This window comes from Streptomyces sp. R818 (assembly GCF_056172735.1).
Genome location: NZ_JAOCNE010000016.1, coordinates 91,996 through 109,474 on the forward strand (window position 1 = coordinate 91,996; position 17,479 = coordinate 109,474).

A 17,479-nucleotide genomic window follows, 5' to 3' on the forward strand; every position below is an offset into this window, starting at 1 on the left:
TCGCGGGAGCGGTCGCGGCCCGGCAGCCGTTATCGACCGCCGTTCGCCGGGGCACCGTTCGGGGTCGTCGCGGCCGTGGTGGGGGCGGTGGGCTTCCGGACCGGTGCCGGGCGGGACCTCGTCAGCCACAAGCCCGTGCACACGGCGGTGGCCAGGGTGACAGCACCTGCGGTGAGGAAGGCGCTGTCGAGGCCCGTCCCGAAGGACGCTCCGCCGGACTGCTCGGCCCGGACGACGGCTCCGAGCAGGGCCACGCCGAGGACCGCGCCGAGCTGGCGGGTGGTGCTGCTGATGCCGGAGGCGAGGCCGCCTTCCTGCGGGCTCACCGCTTGGATCGCGGCACCTGTCAGCGGGGAGAGGGTGAGGGCGAAGCCGGTGCCGACGACGGCCAGGCGCCACCACACGGTGCCGTAGCCGGTGTCGGCGTGGACGGTGCCGAGTGCGAGGAGGCCGAGGCCGGCCAGGGCCAGGCCGGTGGTGGCGACGGCGCGGAAGCCGTACCGGGCGGCGAGCCGGCCCGCGTACGGGCTGACGGCCACCATGGCGAGGGACATCGGCAGGGTTTGCAGGCCCGCCCGCAGGATCGAGTCGCCCTGGACGGACACGAAGAACTGGGAGAAGAAGAACGAGGAGCCCATGAGCGCGAACCCGACCACGATCATGGCGGTGTTGGAGACGGTGAACAGGCGCTCCCGGAACAGCCGCGGCGGCAGCATCGGGGCCGGGTGACGTGCCTCGACCGCGAGGAAGGCGGCGAGCAGGAGCGCCGCGGTGGCGAAGGTGCCCAGGATCAGCGGTGAGGTCCAGCCGCGGGCGCCGCCCTCGATCAGGCCGTAGGTCAGCACCCCTACCGCCAGGACGGAGAGCACCGTGCCGGGGACGTCGATCGCGGGCGCGTGCGGGTTGCGGGTCTCTTCGAGGGTGCGCAGGCCGAGCAGCAGCAGGAGCAGGCCGATGGGCAGGTTGACCAGGAAGATGGCGGGCCAGCCGAACGCCTCCGTCAGGACGCCGCCGGCCACGGGGCCCGCGGCCAGGCCGATGCCGCTGAGTCCGGCCCACAGCCCGATCGCCTTGAGGCGTTCCTTCGGTACGGGGTGGGCGGCGGCGAGCAGGGCGAGCGAGGCGGGGCTGAGCGCCGCCGCGCCGATGCCCTGCAGGACCCGGCCGGTGACGAGCCAGCCGAGCGAGGGCGCGAGGCTGCACACGAGCGAGGCGACGGTGAAGACGGCGACGCCGGTCAGGTAGACCCGCTTGCGGCCGAACCGGTCGGCGAAGACGCCGCCGGACAGCAGCAGCATGGCGACGAGCAGGACGTAGGCGTCGACGATCCATTGCAGGCCCGTGAGCTGGGTGCCCAGGCGGTGCTGCATCTCGGGGAGCGCCGCTCCGACGATCGTGTTGTCGAGCAGGACCATGAACTGGCCGAGGCACGTCACCGTCAGGAGTACGGCCCGGCCGGGCCGACTGCCTGCGGGTGCTGCGGGCGCTGCGGGCGATACGGCCATGAAGGTTCCTCCCGAGGGTCACACGCACTAACGCAGCCGTCGACTGCGTTAGTGCACCGTACGAGGGTGCGCTCGTAAACGCAAGCTGCAACTGCGTTAAGGCGTTAGAGTGGGGGCATGAACGAGCCACAGCGAGCCCGGCGGCCCGGCGGGCGCAGCGCCCGCGTCGGCGCGCAGGTCCACCAGGCAGTCACCGACCTGATCAACGAGCGGGGCTACGGGAACTTCACCGTCGGCGAGGTCGCCGCCCGCGCGGGCGTGGCCGACTCCAGCGTCTACCGCCGGTGGGGCAGCCTGGAGGCCCTGCTCAGCGACGTGGCGCTGACCCGGCTCAACGCGCGGTCGCCGATGCCCGACACCGGGAGCCTCGACGGTGACCTGCGCACCTACGCGGCCCAGGTGGCCCGGGAGATCACCGGGCCCGACGGTCTGGCGCTGCTGCGTCTGGCCTTCGCCCTGGCCGGAACCGGCGACCAGGGCCGCCAGGCGCGTGACGCCCTCCGCGACGAACGCACCCGGCAACTGCGGTCCATGCTCGACCGCGCCCGCGAACGGGGCGAACAGCCGCCCGACGCGCTCGACTTCCTGGACCATGTCCTCGCGCCGATGTACATCCGCGTCCTGTTCGGCGTGGAGATCGGCCCGGAGTATGTCGACGGGCTGGTCGACCGCCTGCTGTGAGCGGAAACGGCCGAGATGTTCAGGCCGCGCCGGACGCCGCCGGCGGCACCACGCTGCGGCCCGTCTCATGGGCGTAGAGCGGAGCCCGGTCGCGCAGCGCCGCGTGCACGGCCATCTGCGCGTCCCTGCGGCGCTGGGCCGGGCCGTCGGGGAGGTGCAGGACGCCCGCGTTGCCCCGTGAGCCGCGCTGGATCTCGGCGGTGCGGGGCATGCGCAGGGACTCGTAGCGGGCGAGTCGCTGAGCGACCTGCGCGCGGGAAGCACCGGTCAGACAGGCGGCCAGGTCCATCGCGTCCTCGATCGCCTGGTTGGCGCCCTGGGCCATGAAGGGGAGCATCGGGTGGGCGGCGTCGCCGACCAGGGTGATGCGCTCCGTCGACCACGTCCTGAGGGGGGCGCGGTCGTGCAGCGCCCATTGGTGTGTCGTCTCCACCGCCGCGACGATGTCGGACACCAGGCCCGTCCAGTCGCCGAAGGCCGCGCGCAGGGCGTCGGGTTCGCCCTCCCTCGACCAGGACTCGGGCGGCGGCGGGCCGTCGAGCGGGACGGTCGCGGCGTAGCTGATGAGCCTGCCCGAGGCGACGGGGTAGCAGACGAAGTGGCCGCCGGGGCCGAGCCAGAGACGGACCAGGCGTTCACGGGCGGCGGGCGGCAGCGCGTCGACGGGGACGAGGCCGCGGTAAATACCGAGGCCGGAGAAGACGGCCTCGTCGCGGCGCAGCACCTCGCGGACCGTGGAGTGGATGCCGTCCGCGCCGATGACCACGTCGGCCGCCGAGACCGTGCCGTCGTCGAAGGTGAGCCGGACGCCGCCCGCGTCGCCGGAGCGTTCCTCGAGCGTGTTCAGGCGCCGGCCCAGGCCCAGGCGGTCCCGGTCGATCAGGGAGAGCAGGGCCTCGTGCAGGTGGGCGCGGTGGATCGTCAGGTACGGGGCGGAGAACATGCGCTCGCACTCGCTGCCGAGCGGGGTGCGGGCGATCGGGCGGCCGTTCCAGCCGCGTACCTCCATCGCCTCGATACGGACCGCGTGCTCCTCGAGCGCGGGGCCGAGGCCGAGGCGGAGCAGGGGCCTGATGGCGTTGGGGGAGAGCTGGACGCCCGCGCCGACCTCGGCCAGTTCGCGGGTCTGCTCGTGGATCACGTACGGCGTCCCGGTCGCGGTGAGCGCGCCGGCGAGGGTCAGGCCGCCGATGCCCGCGCCGATGACGGCGATGTGCGGCCGCTCCCGGCCCGGCGAGCTGTCCGGGGAGCGCCGCTTCGTCTCGTCCGCTGTCCTCACATCGCCCGTCTGCACGTCCGGGACCGCCTTCCGTGTCGTCGCACTGTCAGTCGCCCTGTCGCCGCTGTCATCGGTGTCATGGGTGTCATCGGTCGGGAGGTCTTGAGCATCGGCGGTGCGTTGGGGCGCGGCAACGTCCGGCGGGGCCGGGGCTGACAACTGTCGCCGCTTGCGTGACGGACGTCATCGGTTCCGGCTCCCGTACTGCTGTCACCGGCCCGGCCGGCCATAACTTCCTCGTACAGGTAAGCAGTTCGCCATCCGCCGCTCGGAGGAGACCAGTGACAGTGACAGTGACACGGCAGCCAGGCGCGGGGTGGCCGCGGTGACCGCGGTGGCCGTGGAGGGCCTGCTCAAGAAGTACGGGGACCACGAGGCGGTGCGCGGTGTGGACTTCACCGTCGAGGAGGGCGAGATCTTCGCGCTGCTCGGGCCGAACGGGGCCGGCAAGACGACCACGATGGAGATCCTGGAGGGGTTCAGGGAGCGGGACGGCGGCGATGTCCGCGTCCTCGGCAAGGACCCCGGGGAAAAGGCCGACGGGCGGTGGCTGCGCGGGCAGATCGGGCTCGTGCTCCAGGACATCGCGGTCGAGCCGTATCTGTCGGTGCGGGAGACCATCGCCCGTAACGCCGGGTACTACGCGGCGCCGCGCGATGTCGACGAGGTCATCGACCTCGTGGGGCTCGACGAGAAGCGCGGCGCGAAGGTGAAGGACCTGTCCGGCGGGCAGAAGCGGCGCCTCGACCTCGCCCTCGGCGTGATCGGCGACCCGCAGCTCCTCTTCCTGGACGAGCCGACCACCGGATTCGACCCCGGGGCCCGGCGCGGCGCCTGGGAGGCCGTACGCAATCTGCGCGACGCCGGGACGACGATCCTGCTGACCACGCACTACATGGACGAGGCGCAGGCGCTCGCCGACAACGTCGCCGTCATCGCCGCCGGGCGCATCGTCGCCGCGGGCACGCCGGACACGCTCGGGGGCCGCGACAGCGCGCTCACCAGGATCCGCTTCGCGCTGCCTGCCGGGGCCGCCATCGGCGAGGTGCCGCTGACGGTCGCCGACGCCGAGGACGGTCTCGTCACCGTAGAGGCGAAGGAGGCGACGTCCGCCCTGCACCGGCTCACCTCCTGGGCCCTCGAACGCGGTACGACCCTGGAGCGGCTGACCGTGGAGCAGCCGACCCTTGAGGACGTCTACCTCGGTCTGACCAGCGCGTACGCGGAGCAGGACGCCTCGATCCCCGCCACCGGGCGCAAGCCGCGGGGCCGCCGACCCGGACGGAGCCGACGATGACCAGCACCCTTCCCCCCACGACCACCGCCGCCGACGGCGACCGGCGCGAGCGCGCGCGGGCCGGCCGGCCCGACGAGCGCGGCTCGTTGGCGCTGCTCGCGCACCAGATTCGCTACGAGCAGCTGTCGTTCTGGCGCAACCCGCAGTCGATGGTGTTCACCTTCGTCCTGCCGATCCTGATCATCTCGATCTTCGGCGCCGTGTTCGGCGGCGGCGAGAGCGAGGAGTTCTTCTTCGGTCTCAACGGCATGGAGTACTACACGCCGACCATCGCGGCGGTCTCCGTCCTCGGCGCCTGTTACGGGCAGCTCGCGATCGTGCTCGCCATGCGCCGGCAGACCGGCATCCTCAAGCGGCTGCACGCCACTCCCCTGCCGGCCTGGGTGTACTTCGCGGGCCTCCTTGTGCACTGCGTGGTCGTCAGCGTCGTGGACGTGGCGCTCGTGCTCGGCATCGGCAACCTCTACGGGGTCGGTCTGCCGCAGGGCTGGGGCGCGCTCGCGCTCACGCTGGTGCTCGGCGCGGCCAGCTTCTGCGCGCTGGGTGTCGGGGTGGCCTCGCTCATCAAGAACTCGGAGGCGGCGCCCGCGGTCGTGCAGTTCATCCAGTTCCCGCTGGTGTTCATCTCGGGCAGCTACTTCCCCGTCCACGCGGAGCTGCTGAACAACATCGCGGGGCTGCTGCCGGTCAAGCCGTTCAACGACGCGATCATGGCGGCGTTCACGCAGGGCTCGGAGTTCCAGTGGAAGGAGCTCGGGGTGCTCGCGGCGTGGGGTGTGCTCGGTGCTCTCATCGCGGTGCGGAGCTTCCGGTGGGACCCGCGCCCCGAGTGATCCCGCCCGCCACCGGCGAGCCACTCCATCGAGGGGCCTCTTCGGAGGCCCCTCGGCGTCGTGCGGCGGCGAGCACGGCGGCCCGGTCAGCCGGCCTCCGGGACGTCGCGGCGCAGCGCCTTCGAAGACGAGGGGCCGCCCGCACACACCGCTCAGGACCTCAGCGATCTGGGGGCACGTCAGGCTGTCCGAGGCGATGTCGATGCGCAGGCCCGCCAGCGTCCACTCGCCCGTGCACTTGTCCATGAACGCGGCCGGGCCGAGGACCGTCCACGGCACGCCGAGGCCGCGCAGGTGCTGCTCGATGCGGTACTTGCGGTCGAAGTGCGGGACGCCGGTGTCGCGGTCGGCGTGCGCGGCCGAGGTGAACACGATGTGGCCGACGTCGCGGGCGGGTATGGACATCGGTTACGTGGTCCGGCGCCGCGACACGGGCGACCGCCGCCGGGTCCTGGTGGAGCCCGTCGCGCCCTGCCGCTACGGCACATGCGGCGCACCGTCGAGCTCTCGCGGCAGCAGATCGCCCGCCTGCGCGGCAAGGCCTGAGGGGAAGGCCCGGCCGGAGGGGGGCCTCCGGCCGGGCCTTCTCGGCGGGCAGCCGTCGCGACAGGGGGCGTTGTCAGCCGACGGGTGCCGGGCGCGGTGCCGGTGTCGTCACCGGGAAGACGTGGGACAGCCACGCATACGTGCGCAGCTCCTCCAGGAGGCTCAGGCCCAGGCGGTTGTGGAGCATGTGGGCGTGGGAGAAGAGGATCATGCCGGGGTGGACCGGCGAGGCGCGGCGGACGTCGGCCGCGTGCGCTGCCAGGGCCGTGTGCCAGTCGGCGAACGGGCCGTGGGCGTCCGGCGAGACGCGGGCCGTGGCCGGGTCCTGGTCGACGCGGGTGATCCGGTCCAGGAGGCCGGCCGGGTGCCCCGCGTCGGCGGCCCAGGCCCGCCAGGCGTCCCGGCCGCGCGCGAAGTAGTGGGCGCGCTCGACGGGGTCCCCGAGCGCGACGGCGGCGGAGAGCGTGCCGCGCAGGCCGAGCCGGGCCCTCCTGGAGTCGCCGGTCACCGAGGGGGTCAGGCGCAGGACGAGCTCGCTGGAGAGGTGGAACAGCGACTCGGCGGCCGGCATGAGGGCGTGGCCTCCGTACCGCTCGAACTCGGGGTCGTAGGCCGCCCGGTGCACGCCGGGCGGGAGCAGCGTCCGCACGGTGGCGTTGATCCCCGTCTCCCCCGCTGCCGCGAGCCGGGACGCACCCTCCTGGTACGCGTCGGGGGCCAGGGGTTCCTCGCCCTCGTGGAGCTGCCCGGCGCGGTCGAGCCGTTGCCGCAGGGCTCCTTCCACGTGCGCGTACGCGTCCGGGGTCAGGTCGGCGACGCGGAAGCGCAGGTGGGGTCCTGACTGCCAGTAGCGCAGGAAGAACCACTCGGTGCCGGGCGGCAGCGCGGCGACGGTGGGGCCGATGACGTCCGTCAGGACGCGGTCGTGCGCGCTGCGCGCGGTCGTGCCCAGGTGCAGGTGCCAGGCGCTCCAGCGCTGGGGGGTCGTTGCTTCCGTGGTGTCGGGCATGTGTGTTCCCTTGTCCGAGAGGTGGGGGCGTGGCTCAGAGGCGCAGGTCGAGCACGGGGCCTCCGGTCTCCCGGGGGACGCCCACGACGGCGGAGAGGACGATCGTCTCGTCCTCGTCCAGCGCGACGACCTCCTTGGTGGGGATCTCCTTGAAAGCCCGTACGGGGCGGGCGAACAGGCCGGTCGCGGCGGCGGCGAGGCACAGTCCGTGGACGGCCCAGCCGCAGGCGTGCTGGGCCGCGCCCCAGCCGGCGGGGCCGAGGCGGGCGAACAGTTCGCGGGGGCGTACGGAGAAGAAGACGGTGAGCGGGGCCCTGGCGACGCCGCACCCGTTGACCGGCGACAAGCCGTAGCCGTAGTGCGCTTCGAGCCCCGCGGGAGCGGTGGGATCGGCTCGCACCGGATGGGCCGTCCCGTCGCGCAGGCGGTGGACGCCCGTCGCGTACCCGTCGATGTGCTGGGTCACCGCGGTCACCGTGAGCGCGTCGAACGCGGCGGCGAGAGCGGGGTGCGGGGGCGGCACGGCGAGCCAGGCCATCGCCTGGCGCAGGGCGGACGCGGGCAGCGGGGCGTGCCGGGCGAGGGAGTCCATGCCGTGCAGGCCGCGCGGCATCCGCCCGGAGTGGCGCCGCCAGAGGAGTTCGGCCCAGTCGGGGGTGAGCGGGGACGGGGGCAGTCCGGCGGGCACCGCCGTGGTCAACGGCGCCCGCGGACTTCCGTACGTATGCCGCCTGTTGACGCGTACGACGTCCGCGAGGGAGGCGTCGTCGTCCGGTGCCGGGGTCTCGGCCCCGGCTGCCGGGGAGCGCCGTCGGGGCGTGCCGGTCGCCGTCTCGACGACCCAGGGCAGCGACCACTCCCAGGTGCGGTCGAGGCCCGCCTCCGCGAGCAGCCCGTACGCGTCCCCGTCGGGGAGGGTGAGTGTCGCCGGGACCCCGGACAGTTCGAGGCCGAGGCTCAGCGCGCGCAGCACCATGCCGAGTTCGAGGGCGACGAGCGAGCCGCGGAACCACTGGTAGGCGGGCGGGATCGCGGTGAACCGGCCGGTGAGGGCGATCCGTGCGGGGGCGTCGGAGGGCGGGCCCGTCAGCGCGTGCCGGTCCGGCTCCAGGAGTCGCCAGCCGTCGCCGTCCCCGCCCACGAAGGCGTGGACCGGGAACAGGCAGCGGGGGGAGGCGTAGGGGCGGTGTTCGTTGTAGGGGTTCTCCGGTTCGCGGCGCAGCGGGGCGAACGTCGTGGTCAGGGCGTGCAGCAGGGCGTCGTGCCCATGGCCCGGTGCCGGGAGTGCGGGGTAGGGCAGGGCGGTGAGGTGCCGCGTGGTGCCGAGCGGCAGGGGCGTCGACGGGCCCGGCGGGCGTGGTGGAGCCGGGGGGACGTGGGTGTCCGGGGGCGGGGTCGCGTCGTAGGTCCAGCTCGGCGGCGCGGGACGGTCGTCACCCCTGCCGTACGCGTACCAGAGGGGTTCGCGCGCGATGCTGTTGTCGCCCTCGGGCCCCGGCAGGTCGACCGGGGCCCTGCGGGTCCACTCGGGTGCGGGCGCGCTCACGGGAACGGGTGGGGGTCGTAGGGGATGGCCCGGTGTTCCTGCGCGGTGCCGCGCAGCGCGGCCCGGAGCCGGGGAAGGCCGTCGAGGCGCTGCTGGGCGTGGCCGAAGCACATCGGGACGATGCCGGGGACGACGGCGCGGGTGACCGCGATCCCGGCGTCGGCGTGCTCGCGGCTGGTCTGGTCGACGACGACGATCTGGTCGAGCCCGGCGTCGGCGAAGAGCGAGGCGACGTAGGAGAGAGTGGTGCGCACGTCGCCGCCGGCGGCGCGTTCGAGCCGGCCGGGCCAGTCGGGGAACGCCTCGTCCAGGGTGACGGCCCGGCCGCCGAGCCCGGCGAGGGCGCGGTCGCGGGTCTCGGGCAGCGAGGAGAACCGCACGTGGTCCTCCAGCTCCTCGACCAGCCAGGGGTTCTCCACCATGGGCTCGACCTGCTCGCGGGTCCAGTCGACGGGGTTGGTGACGAGCTGGGCGACCTCGCGCAGGGCGCCGCGGATCGCGGACCGCGGGTCGGCGCCCGATCCGGCGGAGGAGAACGTCGCCGGGAACGGGTTCTTCTCGTTGACGGCGATGACCCACACCACCGGCAGCGCGATGTCCTGGGTGGCGACGAGCAGATGGACGTCGAAGCCGCGCGAGCGGATCAGGTCGGTCATCGCCCGGCTGGTGGGGTCGGTGAGGGTGGAGACGGGGATGTGCGGCAGCGGCTCGGCCCGGTACCAGGCGGTCAGGAACGCGTCCCGCTCGGCGACCTCGAAGAGCGAGTGCAGGGCCGCCTCTTCGTAGTTGGCGCCGACCGCGCAGCCGCTGGAGCAGTCGAAGAAGTAGTGCCTGCGGTTCTCGGCACCCGCGATCCGGGCCGCGCGGCGGTCCCTGCGGAACGCGTACTCGTACTGGTAGAAGGCGTGGTCGGCCGGGACGAGCAGCGGGCTGCCGTCGGCCAGGTCGTGGCCCCACGCCCAGTCCATCGGGGTGTCGGCGGTGAACGGCGTGGCGCGGCTGGTGGGGTGGGCGAGCTGCTCGGCGGTGTAGCGGCCGAGGGTGTCGGGGTCGACGGCGTGCCCGGCGACGTCGCGGTAGGAGCGGCCGGTCAGCAGCGGGATGTCGTACGGGTAGCCGCCCAGGCGCTCGTACGCCTCCAGGACGGCGACCGGTTCGGTCTCCTCGAACGTACGGGCCCTGCCGTGGCCCATCGCGGGGGCGTCCGCGACGACGGCCATGCTCATCGCGAACGGGGCGTGCGACTCGCGCAGGATGGCGCGGACCGGGCCGAACCGTTCGTCGACGAGGCGTTCGCGCAGGTGGCCCGGGGTGACGAGGCGGCTGGCGGCGGTGCGCGTGGCGTCGCCGGGGACCGCCGGGCGGGGCTCAAGGACCCGTGGCGGCGGGGGTGTCCCCGTACTGACGAGGTCCTCGGGCGACGGGCCGCACACCGGGCACCAGAAGCTCCGCGCGATGCGGTGGCGGCGGGCGCCGCGCAGGGTCACCGCGTACGCCTCGCCCGGCGCGAGCGGCCGGTCCGCCAGGTGGGTCAGGGCGGCGCGCAGCAGCTCGGGCAGGAGGGGGGCGGGCCCGGCGGTGGCGCGGGTCGCCCGGGTCAGGTCGCCGACCAGCGGGTGGTCGAGGACGGTGCGTTCGCGGACCTCGGCACAGGCGGCGCAGCCGGAGTCGGTGCCGGGCACCCACAGGGGGCCGATCATGACCTCGTCGTCGTGGACGCGGACCGAGAGGTGGGGTGTGCCGGGGGCGGCCTCGACGGGGCCGCGCTCGAAGTCGAGGTCCCAGCCGAGGTTCACGGAGACGGTGGCGCCGGTCGCGCGCGCAAGCGCGGCCAAGGGCTCCAGCCAGTCGTCGCGGCTGGTCGCGGACAGCGCGGGGCCGGGCAGCACCTGGCCGGCGGTGGGCAGCTCAGTCGTCGGCATCGGTGGGCTCCTGGGCGGGAAGGGCGGTCACCGGGCCGTACCAGAACGGGACGTCACCGAGGACGGGGTCCGTGCGGTGGGCGTGCCCCTGGTACGTGGCGCCCTGGGCGGTGAGCTGGGCGCGCAGTGCGGCGCGGGTGGGGGTGTCGGTGGTCGACAGGGCGTCGGTGGACAGCCGGGGGGCGGCGGTCCCGCCGTCGTCCGTCTGGGCGGCGGCCAGGGCTGTGCCGAGTGCGTGGTGCGCCGCCTCGGCCGGGGTGGTACCCCAGCCGGCGCCGAGGCGCCTCCCCGCGGCCGTGACCTCGGCGAGGAGCCAGTCGACCCCGTCGGCCCGGGAGAGAGCGACCTCCGGTTCGGCGGCCGGGGCGAGGTGGGTGCGCAGGGCGTCGAGGACGCGTTCCGTCTCGGGTTCAAGGACGATGTCCGCCTTCGACTCACCTGCCCTGGTGGCGAGTTGACGGAGCGCGCCGTCGAGCAGCCAGTGTTCGCGGGTGAGTCCTGCCGCCGGGGTGCCGGGCCTGTCGGAGACGCGGTCCCTGAGCGCCGCCAGGGCGGTGGCCATGGTCGCCGCCTCCTGGTGGCCCGCCCATGCGACGACGGTGCCGGTGCGGTCGGCCCGGTGCTCGGCGGCGCGCAGGGCGAGCGGCATCTGGGGCAGCCGTTCGCCTTGCGGGAGGGCGAAGAGGCCGGTCCAGCGGGCGGTCACGGACCGGGCCGGTTCGAGCACGTCCTCGGGGGCGGGCAGCGGTTCGGCGGGAGCGTCGTCGAGGGTGACGGTGACCGCTTCGGCCGCGGGGGCGCCCGCGACGGTGATGCGGTCGGCCGTCAGGCCGGGGCCGTGGACGACATGGGCCTCGCCGGGCTCCGCGACACCCGTGAGGGTGTCGGCCAGGAGCTGCGCGGCGAGGGCCCCCGCCAGGGAGTGCGCCACCGGGCCCGCCGCGGGGCCGATGCCCTCGGCCGCGGCCCAGGCCAGGGCGCGGTCGCGCAGGACGCGCCAGGCGGCGGGGTGCGCGCCGACGGGGCCTACCAGGCCGATGCCGGGGCCGAGCAGGACGGGCACGTGGACCGTGCCCGGTTGCTCCGCCCAGGTCCTGTCGCCGTCGCCGTCGCCGTCTCCGTCGAGGAAATCGATCACCGCTACGGGGGCCGGGGCCCTGCCCTCCACCGTCGGGTCGCCGACGGGGAGCAGGGCGGGGTCCGCGTACATCGCCGGGTCGCAGACGGGGACCAGGTGGGCGGGGAGCGGCGCGAAGTCCGCCTCGTCCTCCCGCGGGGTCACCGTCGTGCGCGCGACCCCGGCGCGGTGCAGGCCCCGGCGGGCCGGGTCCACCGCCGTCGCCGGGCCGCGCAGCTCCACCGGGGTGCGGCGCAGCCGGGCGAACGCGGCGTACGGGTCGTCGAGGTGGGCGGCGAGCCGGGCCAGGCTCTCGGCGTGCCGGGCGCGCAGCGCGGCCGCGGGCTCCGGCGCGCTGAGCGTCGCCGCGTCGAGCAGCAGGCCGTTCTCGCGGAGCTTGGTGACGAGGTGGCGGACGGCGGGCCGCGCGCGTTCGGTGCCGAACTCCGCGACCAGCGCGTCCTCGGTCGTGCCCGCCTCCAGGAGCGGCAGGCAGACGTCCGCGACGGCGTAGAGGATGTCGGAGCCGCGGAGGACGAACTGGCCACGTGTGCCGTTGAAGTAGACGCCGCCCGCGACCGGCGCGCAGTGCAGCCCGGGGCGGGTCCTGAGGGCCGGGGCCGGTGCCTCGACGGCGGGTGTGCCCCGCTCCGCCTCCGTCTCGGTCACTGTCATGAGCCGTCTCCTTCCGGTGCCGGGTTCTGCGGGGCGTACGTGTAGGCGCCGCCGGCCGCGCGGCCGACCTCGAGGACCCACTCCGTGGCGTGCGTGCCGTCGGTGACGCCGGGCAGCGCCTCTTCCAGGTAGTCGGCGCCGCCCCCGCGGCGCTCCAGCATCCGGGGCAGCACCCGCGCGGCGAGGGCGCTGGACAGGTCCACGTACTGCGGTTTCTGCTGGAGGCGCTTGGACTGGACGTCGGGGGCGCCGACCGACAGGGGGCCCTCGTCGTCGGGGGCCGACTTGACGACGACCTCCTCCGGGACGCCGTGCCGGGCCCGCCACGCGGTGAGGGCGAGGAGCCGTTCGTGCTCGTCGGGGCCCGCGGCGACCGCCGCGTCCAGCTCGGCCCCGCCGTACCAGCGGCGGCGCCCGATGACGACGTCGCCGACGGTCATCCGGGGGGCGGTGCGGGTGGCCTCGCCGTCCCACGGGGTCGCCGCGTGCCAGGAGTTGGGGAGGCTGTTGAAGAGGCGTCCGCTGATGACGAGCCCGGAGGCGACCGACAGGGGCGGCGGGAAGAGCCCCGGGTGGCCGGTGCCGAGGGGCAGGACGCGCAGGGGGCGGCCGTCCGCGTCCTCGACGGTGAGCGTGTCCGTCGCCGCGTCGTGCGCGAGGCGCAGGGTGAACCAGTCCTCGGCGGTGAGGCCGCCGGGCAGGATCGGGGTGTGCGCGTTGACGTTGAGCCGGTGCAGGCCCAGATCTTCGGTGACGCGCGTGCCGTCGTGCCCGTAGAAGCGGTCGAGGCGCTCGGCGAGGCGGGGCAGGGCCTGGCCGCCCTGGCGGCGGTCGGCCTCCAGGAAGCGGGCGTAGAGCATGCCGTGGCCCGGGAGGCCGTCGTTGAGGACGAGCCGGTCGCCGGCCTGCTGGAGGAGGACCCCGTAGATGAGCGGGTCCTGGCGGAAGCGGTCGGGCAGGGCGCCGGTCAGCTCGGCCACGTCCGCCGCGGTGAGAGCGAGGGTGTCGGCGCCCTCCTGGGCGGTCTTGGTGAGCTGGGCGTGCACCGCGTCGGACAGTTCGCGGCGCAGCAGGTACATGCGCTCCAGGCTGCCGTCGGCCGGGCCGAGGCCGGTCAGCGCGGTGGCCTCGCCGGTGCCCTGCGGTCCGTAGACGGCGGCCATCGCGGCGGCCCGGCGGGACACCTCGGCGACGATGTGCGGGGCGTGTTCGGCCAGTGGCACGTTCGCCCCGGCGCCGAAGCGCTCGACGAACGCGGCGGTCATCAGGACCCGCACGTCGTGCAGCCAGTCGAAGACGGAGAGGAGCTCCACCGCCGGTCCCACGTCGGCGAGTTGCGGGTGCCAGTCGGCGGAGGCCACCTTCAGCGGTGGCATGACGTAGTCCTCCTCGACCGTGATGTGCGCGGGGCGGCCTGCCGCCTGGCTGAACCGGCCGAGGTCCGCGCGCAGACTCGCGAGGGCCGCGCCGCGCTCCCGCGCGGGGGTGTCGGCCAGGCGGGGCAGGGCGGTGCGCACCTTGTCCGCGAGCTCGGCCGCCCGCGTTCCCGCCGGGAGGGTGAGCAGCTCGTCGTAGTCGGCGCGGGCGGTGTGCTCCTCGGCGCGGGCGAAGGTGCACAGCACGCCCTGGCGCAGCGCCTGCCGTACCCGGCGGTCGGCCTCCTCGGCGGAGCAGCCGGCGCGTCCGGCGACGTGGGCGACGACGGCCGGGAAGCGGCGCGGGCCCATCGAGAGGGCGTCGAGCAGGTCGCCGACGGGGCCGTCGAGCGGCAGGGCGAGGCGCCGGATGCCCTGCTCGGTGACGTTGAGGAAAAACAGCTTGCCCGCGGCGGGGTCGGGCGCGGAGGTCGGCGGGACACCCACCCACAGCTCGGCCGGGTCGGTCTCCTGGCCGTCGTCGCCGAGTGCGTAACCGAGCATGACGCGGTCCAGGCCGGGCACCGCCCCGGCACCGGTGAAGGCGACCTCTCCGGGGCGTACGGCCTCCTCGTCGGTGGCCGGGGCCGGCTCGGCGATGCCCACGGCGGTGAACCGGGACAGCGGGCTGGTGCGCACCATGGCCCGGGTGACGTACTGGATGAGGCCGCGTTCGGACTTGCGGGTGCGGGCGGAGACCTTGCCGGGGCCCTGGACGGCGGCCCGGTAGCGCTCGGCCTCCTGGTGCACCTCGGGGGCGACCAGGGCGAGCGAGCGCAGCAGGTCGTCGTCGCCCAGCAGGCGGGCCAGGGTCTCGCGTTCGCGGTCCGAGGCGGCCGCGTAGCCCTCGACGACCTCGGCGCGAAGGCGTTCGCGCTCCTGGTGGGCGGCGAGCCAGCGGGCCACGGCCGGGAGGCGCGTCGCGGGGCTGCCGGACTCCTTGCGGGGGGCGCGGCCGTTGTGGATGGCGCGGCGCAGCGCGATCAGCTCGCGGCGCTCGGCGTCCGACCCGGCGGCGCCGATGCGCTCGTAGAGGACCTGGGAGCACGGTTCGGCGGCGTCCGCCAACTCGGTCTCGGCGCACGCGAGTGCGCTCAGCAGGCGACGCTGCGCGGGGTCGGCGAGGCGGCTGCGGCGCAACGGGTTGACGCGCAGGAACCATTGGGGTTCGGGGCCGGTCATCGTGCTGCTCCCGTCAGTTCGGTCGTGCCCGACGCGGTCGTCTCCGTGCTCGTCGGCGTGGCCGTCCGGTCCAGGCGGTCCCGCCAGCTCGTGCCGAGCACCTCGTCGACGGTCTCGGCGAGGGCGAAGCACATGTAGTAGCGCTGCATCGGCGGGACGGTCAGCAGGGGCAGTTGCTGGTAGAAGAGGTTCGTCAGAAGCCGGTACGCGGCGAAGAACGGCGACGGGGTGTCGATCGCGCCCGAGCCGTGCACGGTGCGGTGGAAGTCGGTGTCCGGCTGCGCGCCGCGCGGGACGACCGTCGTCGCTCCGGGCGGGCCCATCTCGCTGCGGTCGACGGCGTCGCCGACGGAGTCGAGCAGGTCCCCGGTGAGAGTTCCGGCGGCGACGGCGCTGTCCAGGACCCCGGCGGCGTAGGCGAACGCGGTGCGCCACTGCGCGGCGCCGGGCGACACCTCGCCGCTCAGCCGCTCCTCGATGACCTGGCGGATCGCGGGCGCGTCCTTGGCGAGACGCTCGCGGAAGGCGGGCCTCATGTCCTTGGTGGGCGCCGCCCAGGCGAGGAACGCCTCCACGTGGGAGCGCGGTGAGAAGACTCCGTAGGACGGGCCGAGCGCGTGGGTGTCGATGAGCGCGGCGAACGCCTCCGCGAGGCGGACGGTGGCGCTGCGGGGCCGGTCCGCCATGCCCTCGATCGTCGTCAGGACCGGGGTGGTGAGGGCGCCGAGGACGACCGTGCGCAGCGTGTCCAGGCGGGGATCGCGGGAGCGCAGGGCGGGGTCGTCGGTGGCGACGTGCTCCACGGTGCCGTGCTCGCGCAGCGGCAGGTAGGGCGGCTGCACCCCTTCGAGGCGGCCCAACTCCCTCGCCTGGTCCAGGTACTTCTCCTCGGTCAGGGCCCGGCTCGGGTCCAGGGGGCCCGCGTCGAGGCCGGCCGAGACCGCCGCCCAGTCGACTCCCCCTGCGGGCGCCCCGCCGCCGCCCACCGGGGCGAGGAGGTCGACGTGCGGCCCGTGCAGCCAGCCCCGGCGCACCTGCACACCGGGCACCCCGCGCCCGCTCAGCTCCCGGGCGGCCGGGACGACGTACCGGGCCAGCCAGGCCGGTGTCACCGGCATCCGTGTGTGGAGCCGTACACCCGTCAGGTCGGTGGAACCCGGCTTCACGGCTGTGCGCTCCGGAGCGTCTACCCCCATGTCCTGGCACCTTCCGCAATGAAATCGAAAACGTCGGAAACGTCGAAAACTCAGCACACATTTTTGATGTCTCGAATTGGCGGCGGAAGGAAAAGGGGGCCGCGCCTTACATTCGTCATGCTTTCCGTGACGTCCGTGAAGGGCCGTTGTATCCTCCACCAATGACACCCACGACGACGCCGTCCCCCACATCCCCGGCGGACGCCGAATGCCTCGCGCTGACGCGTACATTGCGCCGCAGAGGCGCCCTGGTCCTGTCCGTTTTCGGCCTGTTGTGGGCCTTCGCCGGGGCCTCCGGCACCGGGTCCGGCACCGATGCAGTGCCGCTGACGATCGAGGTCGCCGCCGTCCTGGTGACCGCGGGCGCCCTCTACCTGGGATACCGGCCGGGCGCCGCGCCCTCGCCCCGGACCGTGAACCTGCCCGAGAAGTGGGCGCGCGGGGTGGGCATCGTCAACTCCGTCGAGGTGGTGGCCATCTTCGCGGTCATCGCCGCGTCCAACGCCACCGGCCGCCCGGGGCTCATCCCCGTGGGCATCGCGCTCGTCGTGGGCCTGCACTTCTTCCCGCTGTCGCGGCTGTACGACCAGTGGCAGTACAAGTGGACGGCCGCGCTGCTCACCGTCGCGGCGGTCATCGGGCTCGTCCTGTACGCGGCCGGCGTCTCGGACGAGAGCGTGCGCGTCGTGGTGGGTCTGGTCTCCGCCGTCGTCCTGTGGGCCTCCGCGTACCACGTGGCCGTGCGCGGCTGACGGCTCCGCCCCTGCCCCCCTGTCCCGCCCTCCCCCTGTCCCGCTGACACGAAACGCAAGGATGTGCCCGACCGGCCGAGAGGCCGGGCAGGCGCATCCTTGATCGCGTTTCTCACGCGGTACCGCGGGTCACGCCACTTCAGCAGGCGGAGCAGGTGCTGGAGGACGAGGACGAGGTGCCGATCGAGCCGCTGGAGGCGCCCATCTCCGGCAGCGCGACGCCGTCGGCGACCTCGAGGGTCTCCAGCTCGTCCGCGTCGAAGCCGTCGAAGGCCTGCTCGTCAGCGTTCTTGATGTCCTTGGCGGTCATGTCAGTGGTCCTTTCGGGGATCCGTGGAGGGGGTGGGTCAGCAGGCCGAGCAGGTGCTGGAGGACGAGGACGAGGTGCCGATCGAGCCGCTGGAGGCGCCCATCTCCGGCAGCGCGACGCCATCGGCGACCTCGAGGGTCTCCAGCTCGTCCGCGTCGAAGCCGTCGAAGGCCTGCTCGTCAGCGTTCTTGATGTCCTTGGCGGTCATGTCTTT

At 74.4% G+C, this 17,479-nt stretch carries 14 protein-coding genes; 4 read left to right on the top strand and 10 right to left on the bottom strand.

Annotated features, from left to right (window positions below):
• Nucleotides 1-29: 29 nt before the first annotated feature.
• Nucleotides 30-1,505: an MFS transporter gene (locus N5I75_RS39015; RefSeq protein ID WP_476685181.1), complete on the bottom strand. Its 1,476-nt coding sequence runs from the start codon at nt 1,503-1,505 to the stop codon at nt 30-32.
• Between the two features lie 117 nt (nt 1,506-1,622).
• Between N5I75_RS39015 and N5I75_RS39020 the strand changes: the two genes are divergently transcribed.
• A complete protein-coding gene (locus tag N5I75_RS39020) occupies nt 1,623-2,186 on the top strand; it encodes a TetR/AcrR family transcriptional regulator (RefSeq protein ID WP_476685182.1) in 564 nt (187 codons plus the stop codon).
• Between the two features lie 19 nt (nt 2,187-2,205).
• Here N5I75_RS39020 and N5I75_RS39025 read toward each other — a convergent pair whose 3' ends face one another.
• Entirely contained in the window at nt 2,206-3,465 is a 1,260-nt protein-coding gene (locus N5I75_RS39025) for an FAD-dependent monooxygenase (RefSeq protein WP_476685183.1), read from the bottom strand.
• Between the two features lie 325 nt (nt 3,466-3,790).
• Between N5I75_RS39025 and N5I75_RS39030 the strand changes: the two genes are divergently transcribed.
• Together N5I75_RS39030 and N5I75_RS39035 are read left to right on the top strand one after the other, a co-directional pair.
• Nucleotides 3,791-4,762, top strand: a complete 972-nt coding sequence (locus N5I75_RS39030) for an ABC transporter ATP-binding protein (RefSeq protein WP_476685184.1) — start codon at nt 3,791-3,793, stop codon at nt 4,760-4,762.
• On the top strand, nt 4,759-5,595 hold the full coding sequence (locus N5I75_RS39035; RefSeq protein ID WP_476685186.1) for an ABC transporter permease: 837 nt from the start codon (nt 4,759-4,761) through the stop codon (nt 5,593-5,595). The genes N5I75_RS39030 and N5I75_RS39035 overlap by 4 nt, the downstream gene beginning before the upstream one ends.
• 619 nt (nt 5,596-6,214) lie before the next feature.
• Here N5I75_RS39035 and N5I75_RS39040 read toward each other — a convergent pair.
• The 6 genes from N5I75_RS39040 to N5I75_RS39065 are packed head-to-tail and all read right to left on the bottom strand — an operon-like array spanning nt 6,215 to nt 16,203.
• Entirely contained in the window at nt 6,215-7,150 is a 936-nt protein-coding gene (locus N5I75_RS39040) for a thiopeptide-type bacteriocin biosynthesis protein (RefSeq protein ID WP_476685187.1), read from the bottom strand.
• 34 nt (nt 7,151-7,184) lie between these two features.
• Nucleotides 7,185-8,696, bottom strand: coding sequence for a nitroreductase family protein (locus tag N5I75_RS39045; protein ID WP_476685188.1), 1,512 nt, complete (start codon nt 8,694-8,696; stop codon nt 7,185-7,187).
• A complete protein-coding gene (locus N5I75_RS39050; RefSeq protein ID WP_476685189.1) occupies nt 8,693-10,618 on the bottom strand; it encodes a TOMM precursor leader peptide-binding protein in 1,926 nt (641 codons plus the stop codon). The genes N5I75_RS39045 and N5I75_RS39050 overlap by 4 nt, the downstream gene beginning before the upstream one ends.
• The gene (locus N5I75_RS39055; protein ID WP_476685190.1) at nt 10,605-12,410 is read right to left on the bottom strand and encodes a hypothetical protein; all 1,806 of its coding nucleotides are present in this window, start codon (nt 12,408-12,410) and stop codon (nt 10,605-10,607) included. The genes N5I75_RS39050 and N5I75_RS39055 overlap by 14 nt, the downstream gene beginning before the upstream one ends.
• Complete coding sequence (locus tag N5I75_RS39060) at nt 12,407-15,007, bottom strand: lantibiotic dehydratase family protein (RefSeq protein ID WP_476685191.1); 2,601 nt, start codon at nt 15,005-15,007, stop codon at nt 12,407-12,409. The genes N5I75_RS39055 and N5I75_RS39060 overlap by 4 nt, the downstream gene beginning before the upstream one ends.
• Nucleotides 15,004-16,203, bottom strand: coding sequence for a hypothetical protein (locus tag N5I75_RS39065; protein ID WP_476685192.1), 1,200 nt, complete (start codon nt 16,201-16,203; stop codon nt 15,004-15,006). The genes N5I75_RS39060 and N5I75_RS39065 overlap by 4 nt, the downstream gene beginning before the upstream one ends.
• A 161-nt stretch (nt 16,204-16,364) precedes the next feature.
• Between N5I75_RS39065 and N5I75_RS39070 the strand changes: the two genes are divergently transcribed.
• Nucleotides 16,365-16,955, top strand: a complete 591-nt coding sequence (locus N5I75_RS39070; RefSeq protein ID WP_476685193.1) for a hypothetical protein — start codon at nt 16,365-16,367, stop codon at nt 16,953-16,955.
• Nucleotides 16,956-17,094: 139 nt separating this feature from the next.
• Here N5I75_RS39070 and N5I75_RS39075 read toward each other — a convergent pair whose 3' ends face one another.
• A complete protein-coding gene (locus N5I75_RS39075) occupies nt 17,095-17,265 on the bottom strand; it encodes a thiazolylpeptide-type bacteriocin (RefSeq protein WP_361075795.1) in 171 nt (56 codons plus the stop codon).
• Nucleotides 17,266-17,302: 37 nt separating this feature from the next.
• Entirely contained in the window at nt 17,303-17,473 is a 171-nt protein-coding gene (locus N5I75_RS39080) for a thiazolylpeptide-type bacteriocin (protein WP_361075795.1), read from the bottom strand.
• Between the last annotated feature and the right edge of the window lie 6 nt (nt 17,474-17,479).

What these genes read in the sequence shown, in the direction of transcription:
- N5I75_RS39050 (WP_476685189.1), bottom strand. Translation starts at nt 10,618, where the DNA reads ATGCCGACGACTGAGCTGCCCACCGCCGGCCAGGTGCTGCCCGGCCCC.
- N5I75_RS39035 (WP_476685186.1), top strand. Translation starts at nt 4,759, where the DNA reads ATGACCAGCACCCTTCCCCCCACGACCACCGCCGCCGACGGCGACCGG.
- N5I75_RS39065 (WP_476685192.1), bottom strand. Translation starts at nt 16,203, where the DNA reads ATGGGGGTAGACGCTCCGGAGCGCACAGCCGTGAAGCCGGGTTCCACC.
- N5I75_RS39015 (WP_476685181.1), bottom strand. Translation starts at nt 1,505, where the DNA reads ATGGCCGTATCGCCCGCAGCGCCCGCAGCACCCGCAGGCAGTCGGCCC.
- N5I75_RS39060 (WP_476685191.1), bottom strand. Translation starts at nt 15,007, where the DNA reads ATGACCGGCCCCGAACCCCAATGGTTCCTGCGCGTCAACCCGTTGCGC.
- N5I75_RS39080 (WP_361075795.1), bottom strand. Translation starts at nt 17,473, where the DNA reads ATGACCGCCAAGGACATCAAGAACGCTGACGAGCAGGCCTTCGACGGC.
- N5I75_RS39040 (WP_476685187.1), bottom strand. Translation starts at nt 7,150, where the DNA reads ATGCCCGACACCACGGAAGCAACGACCCCCCAGCGCTGGAGCGCCTGG.
- N5I75_RS39055 (WP_476685190.1), bottom strand. Translation starts at nt 12,410, where the DNA reads ATGACAGTGACCGAGACGGAGGCGGAGCGGGGCACACCCGCCGTCGAG.
- N5I75_RS39020 (WP_476685182.1), top strand. Translation starts at nt 1,623, where the DNA reads ATGAACGAGCCACAGCGAGCCCGGCGGCCCGGCGGGCGCAGCGCCCGC.
- N5I75_RS39070 (WP_476685193.1), top strand. Translation starts at nt 16,365, where the DNA reads ATGACACCCACGACGACGCCGTCCCCCACATCCCCGGCGGACGCCGAA.
- N5I75_RS39075 (WP_361075795.1), bottom strand. Translation starts at nt 17,265, where the DNA reads ATGACCGCCAAGGACATCAAGAACGCTGACGAGCAGGCCTTCGACGGC.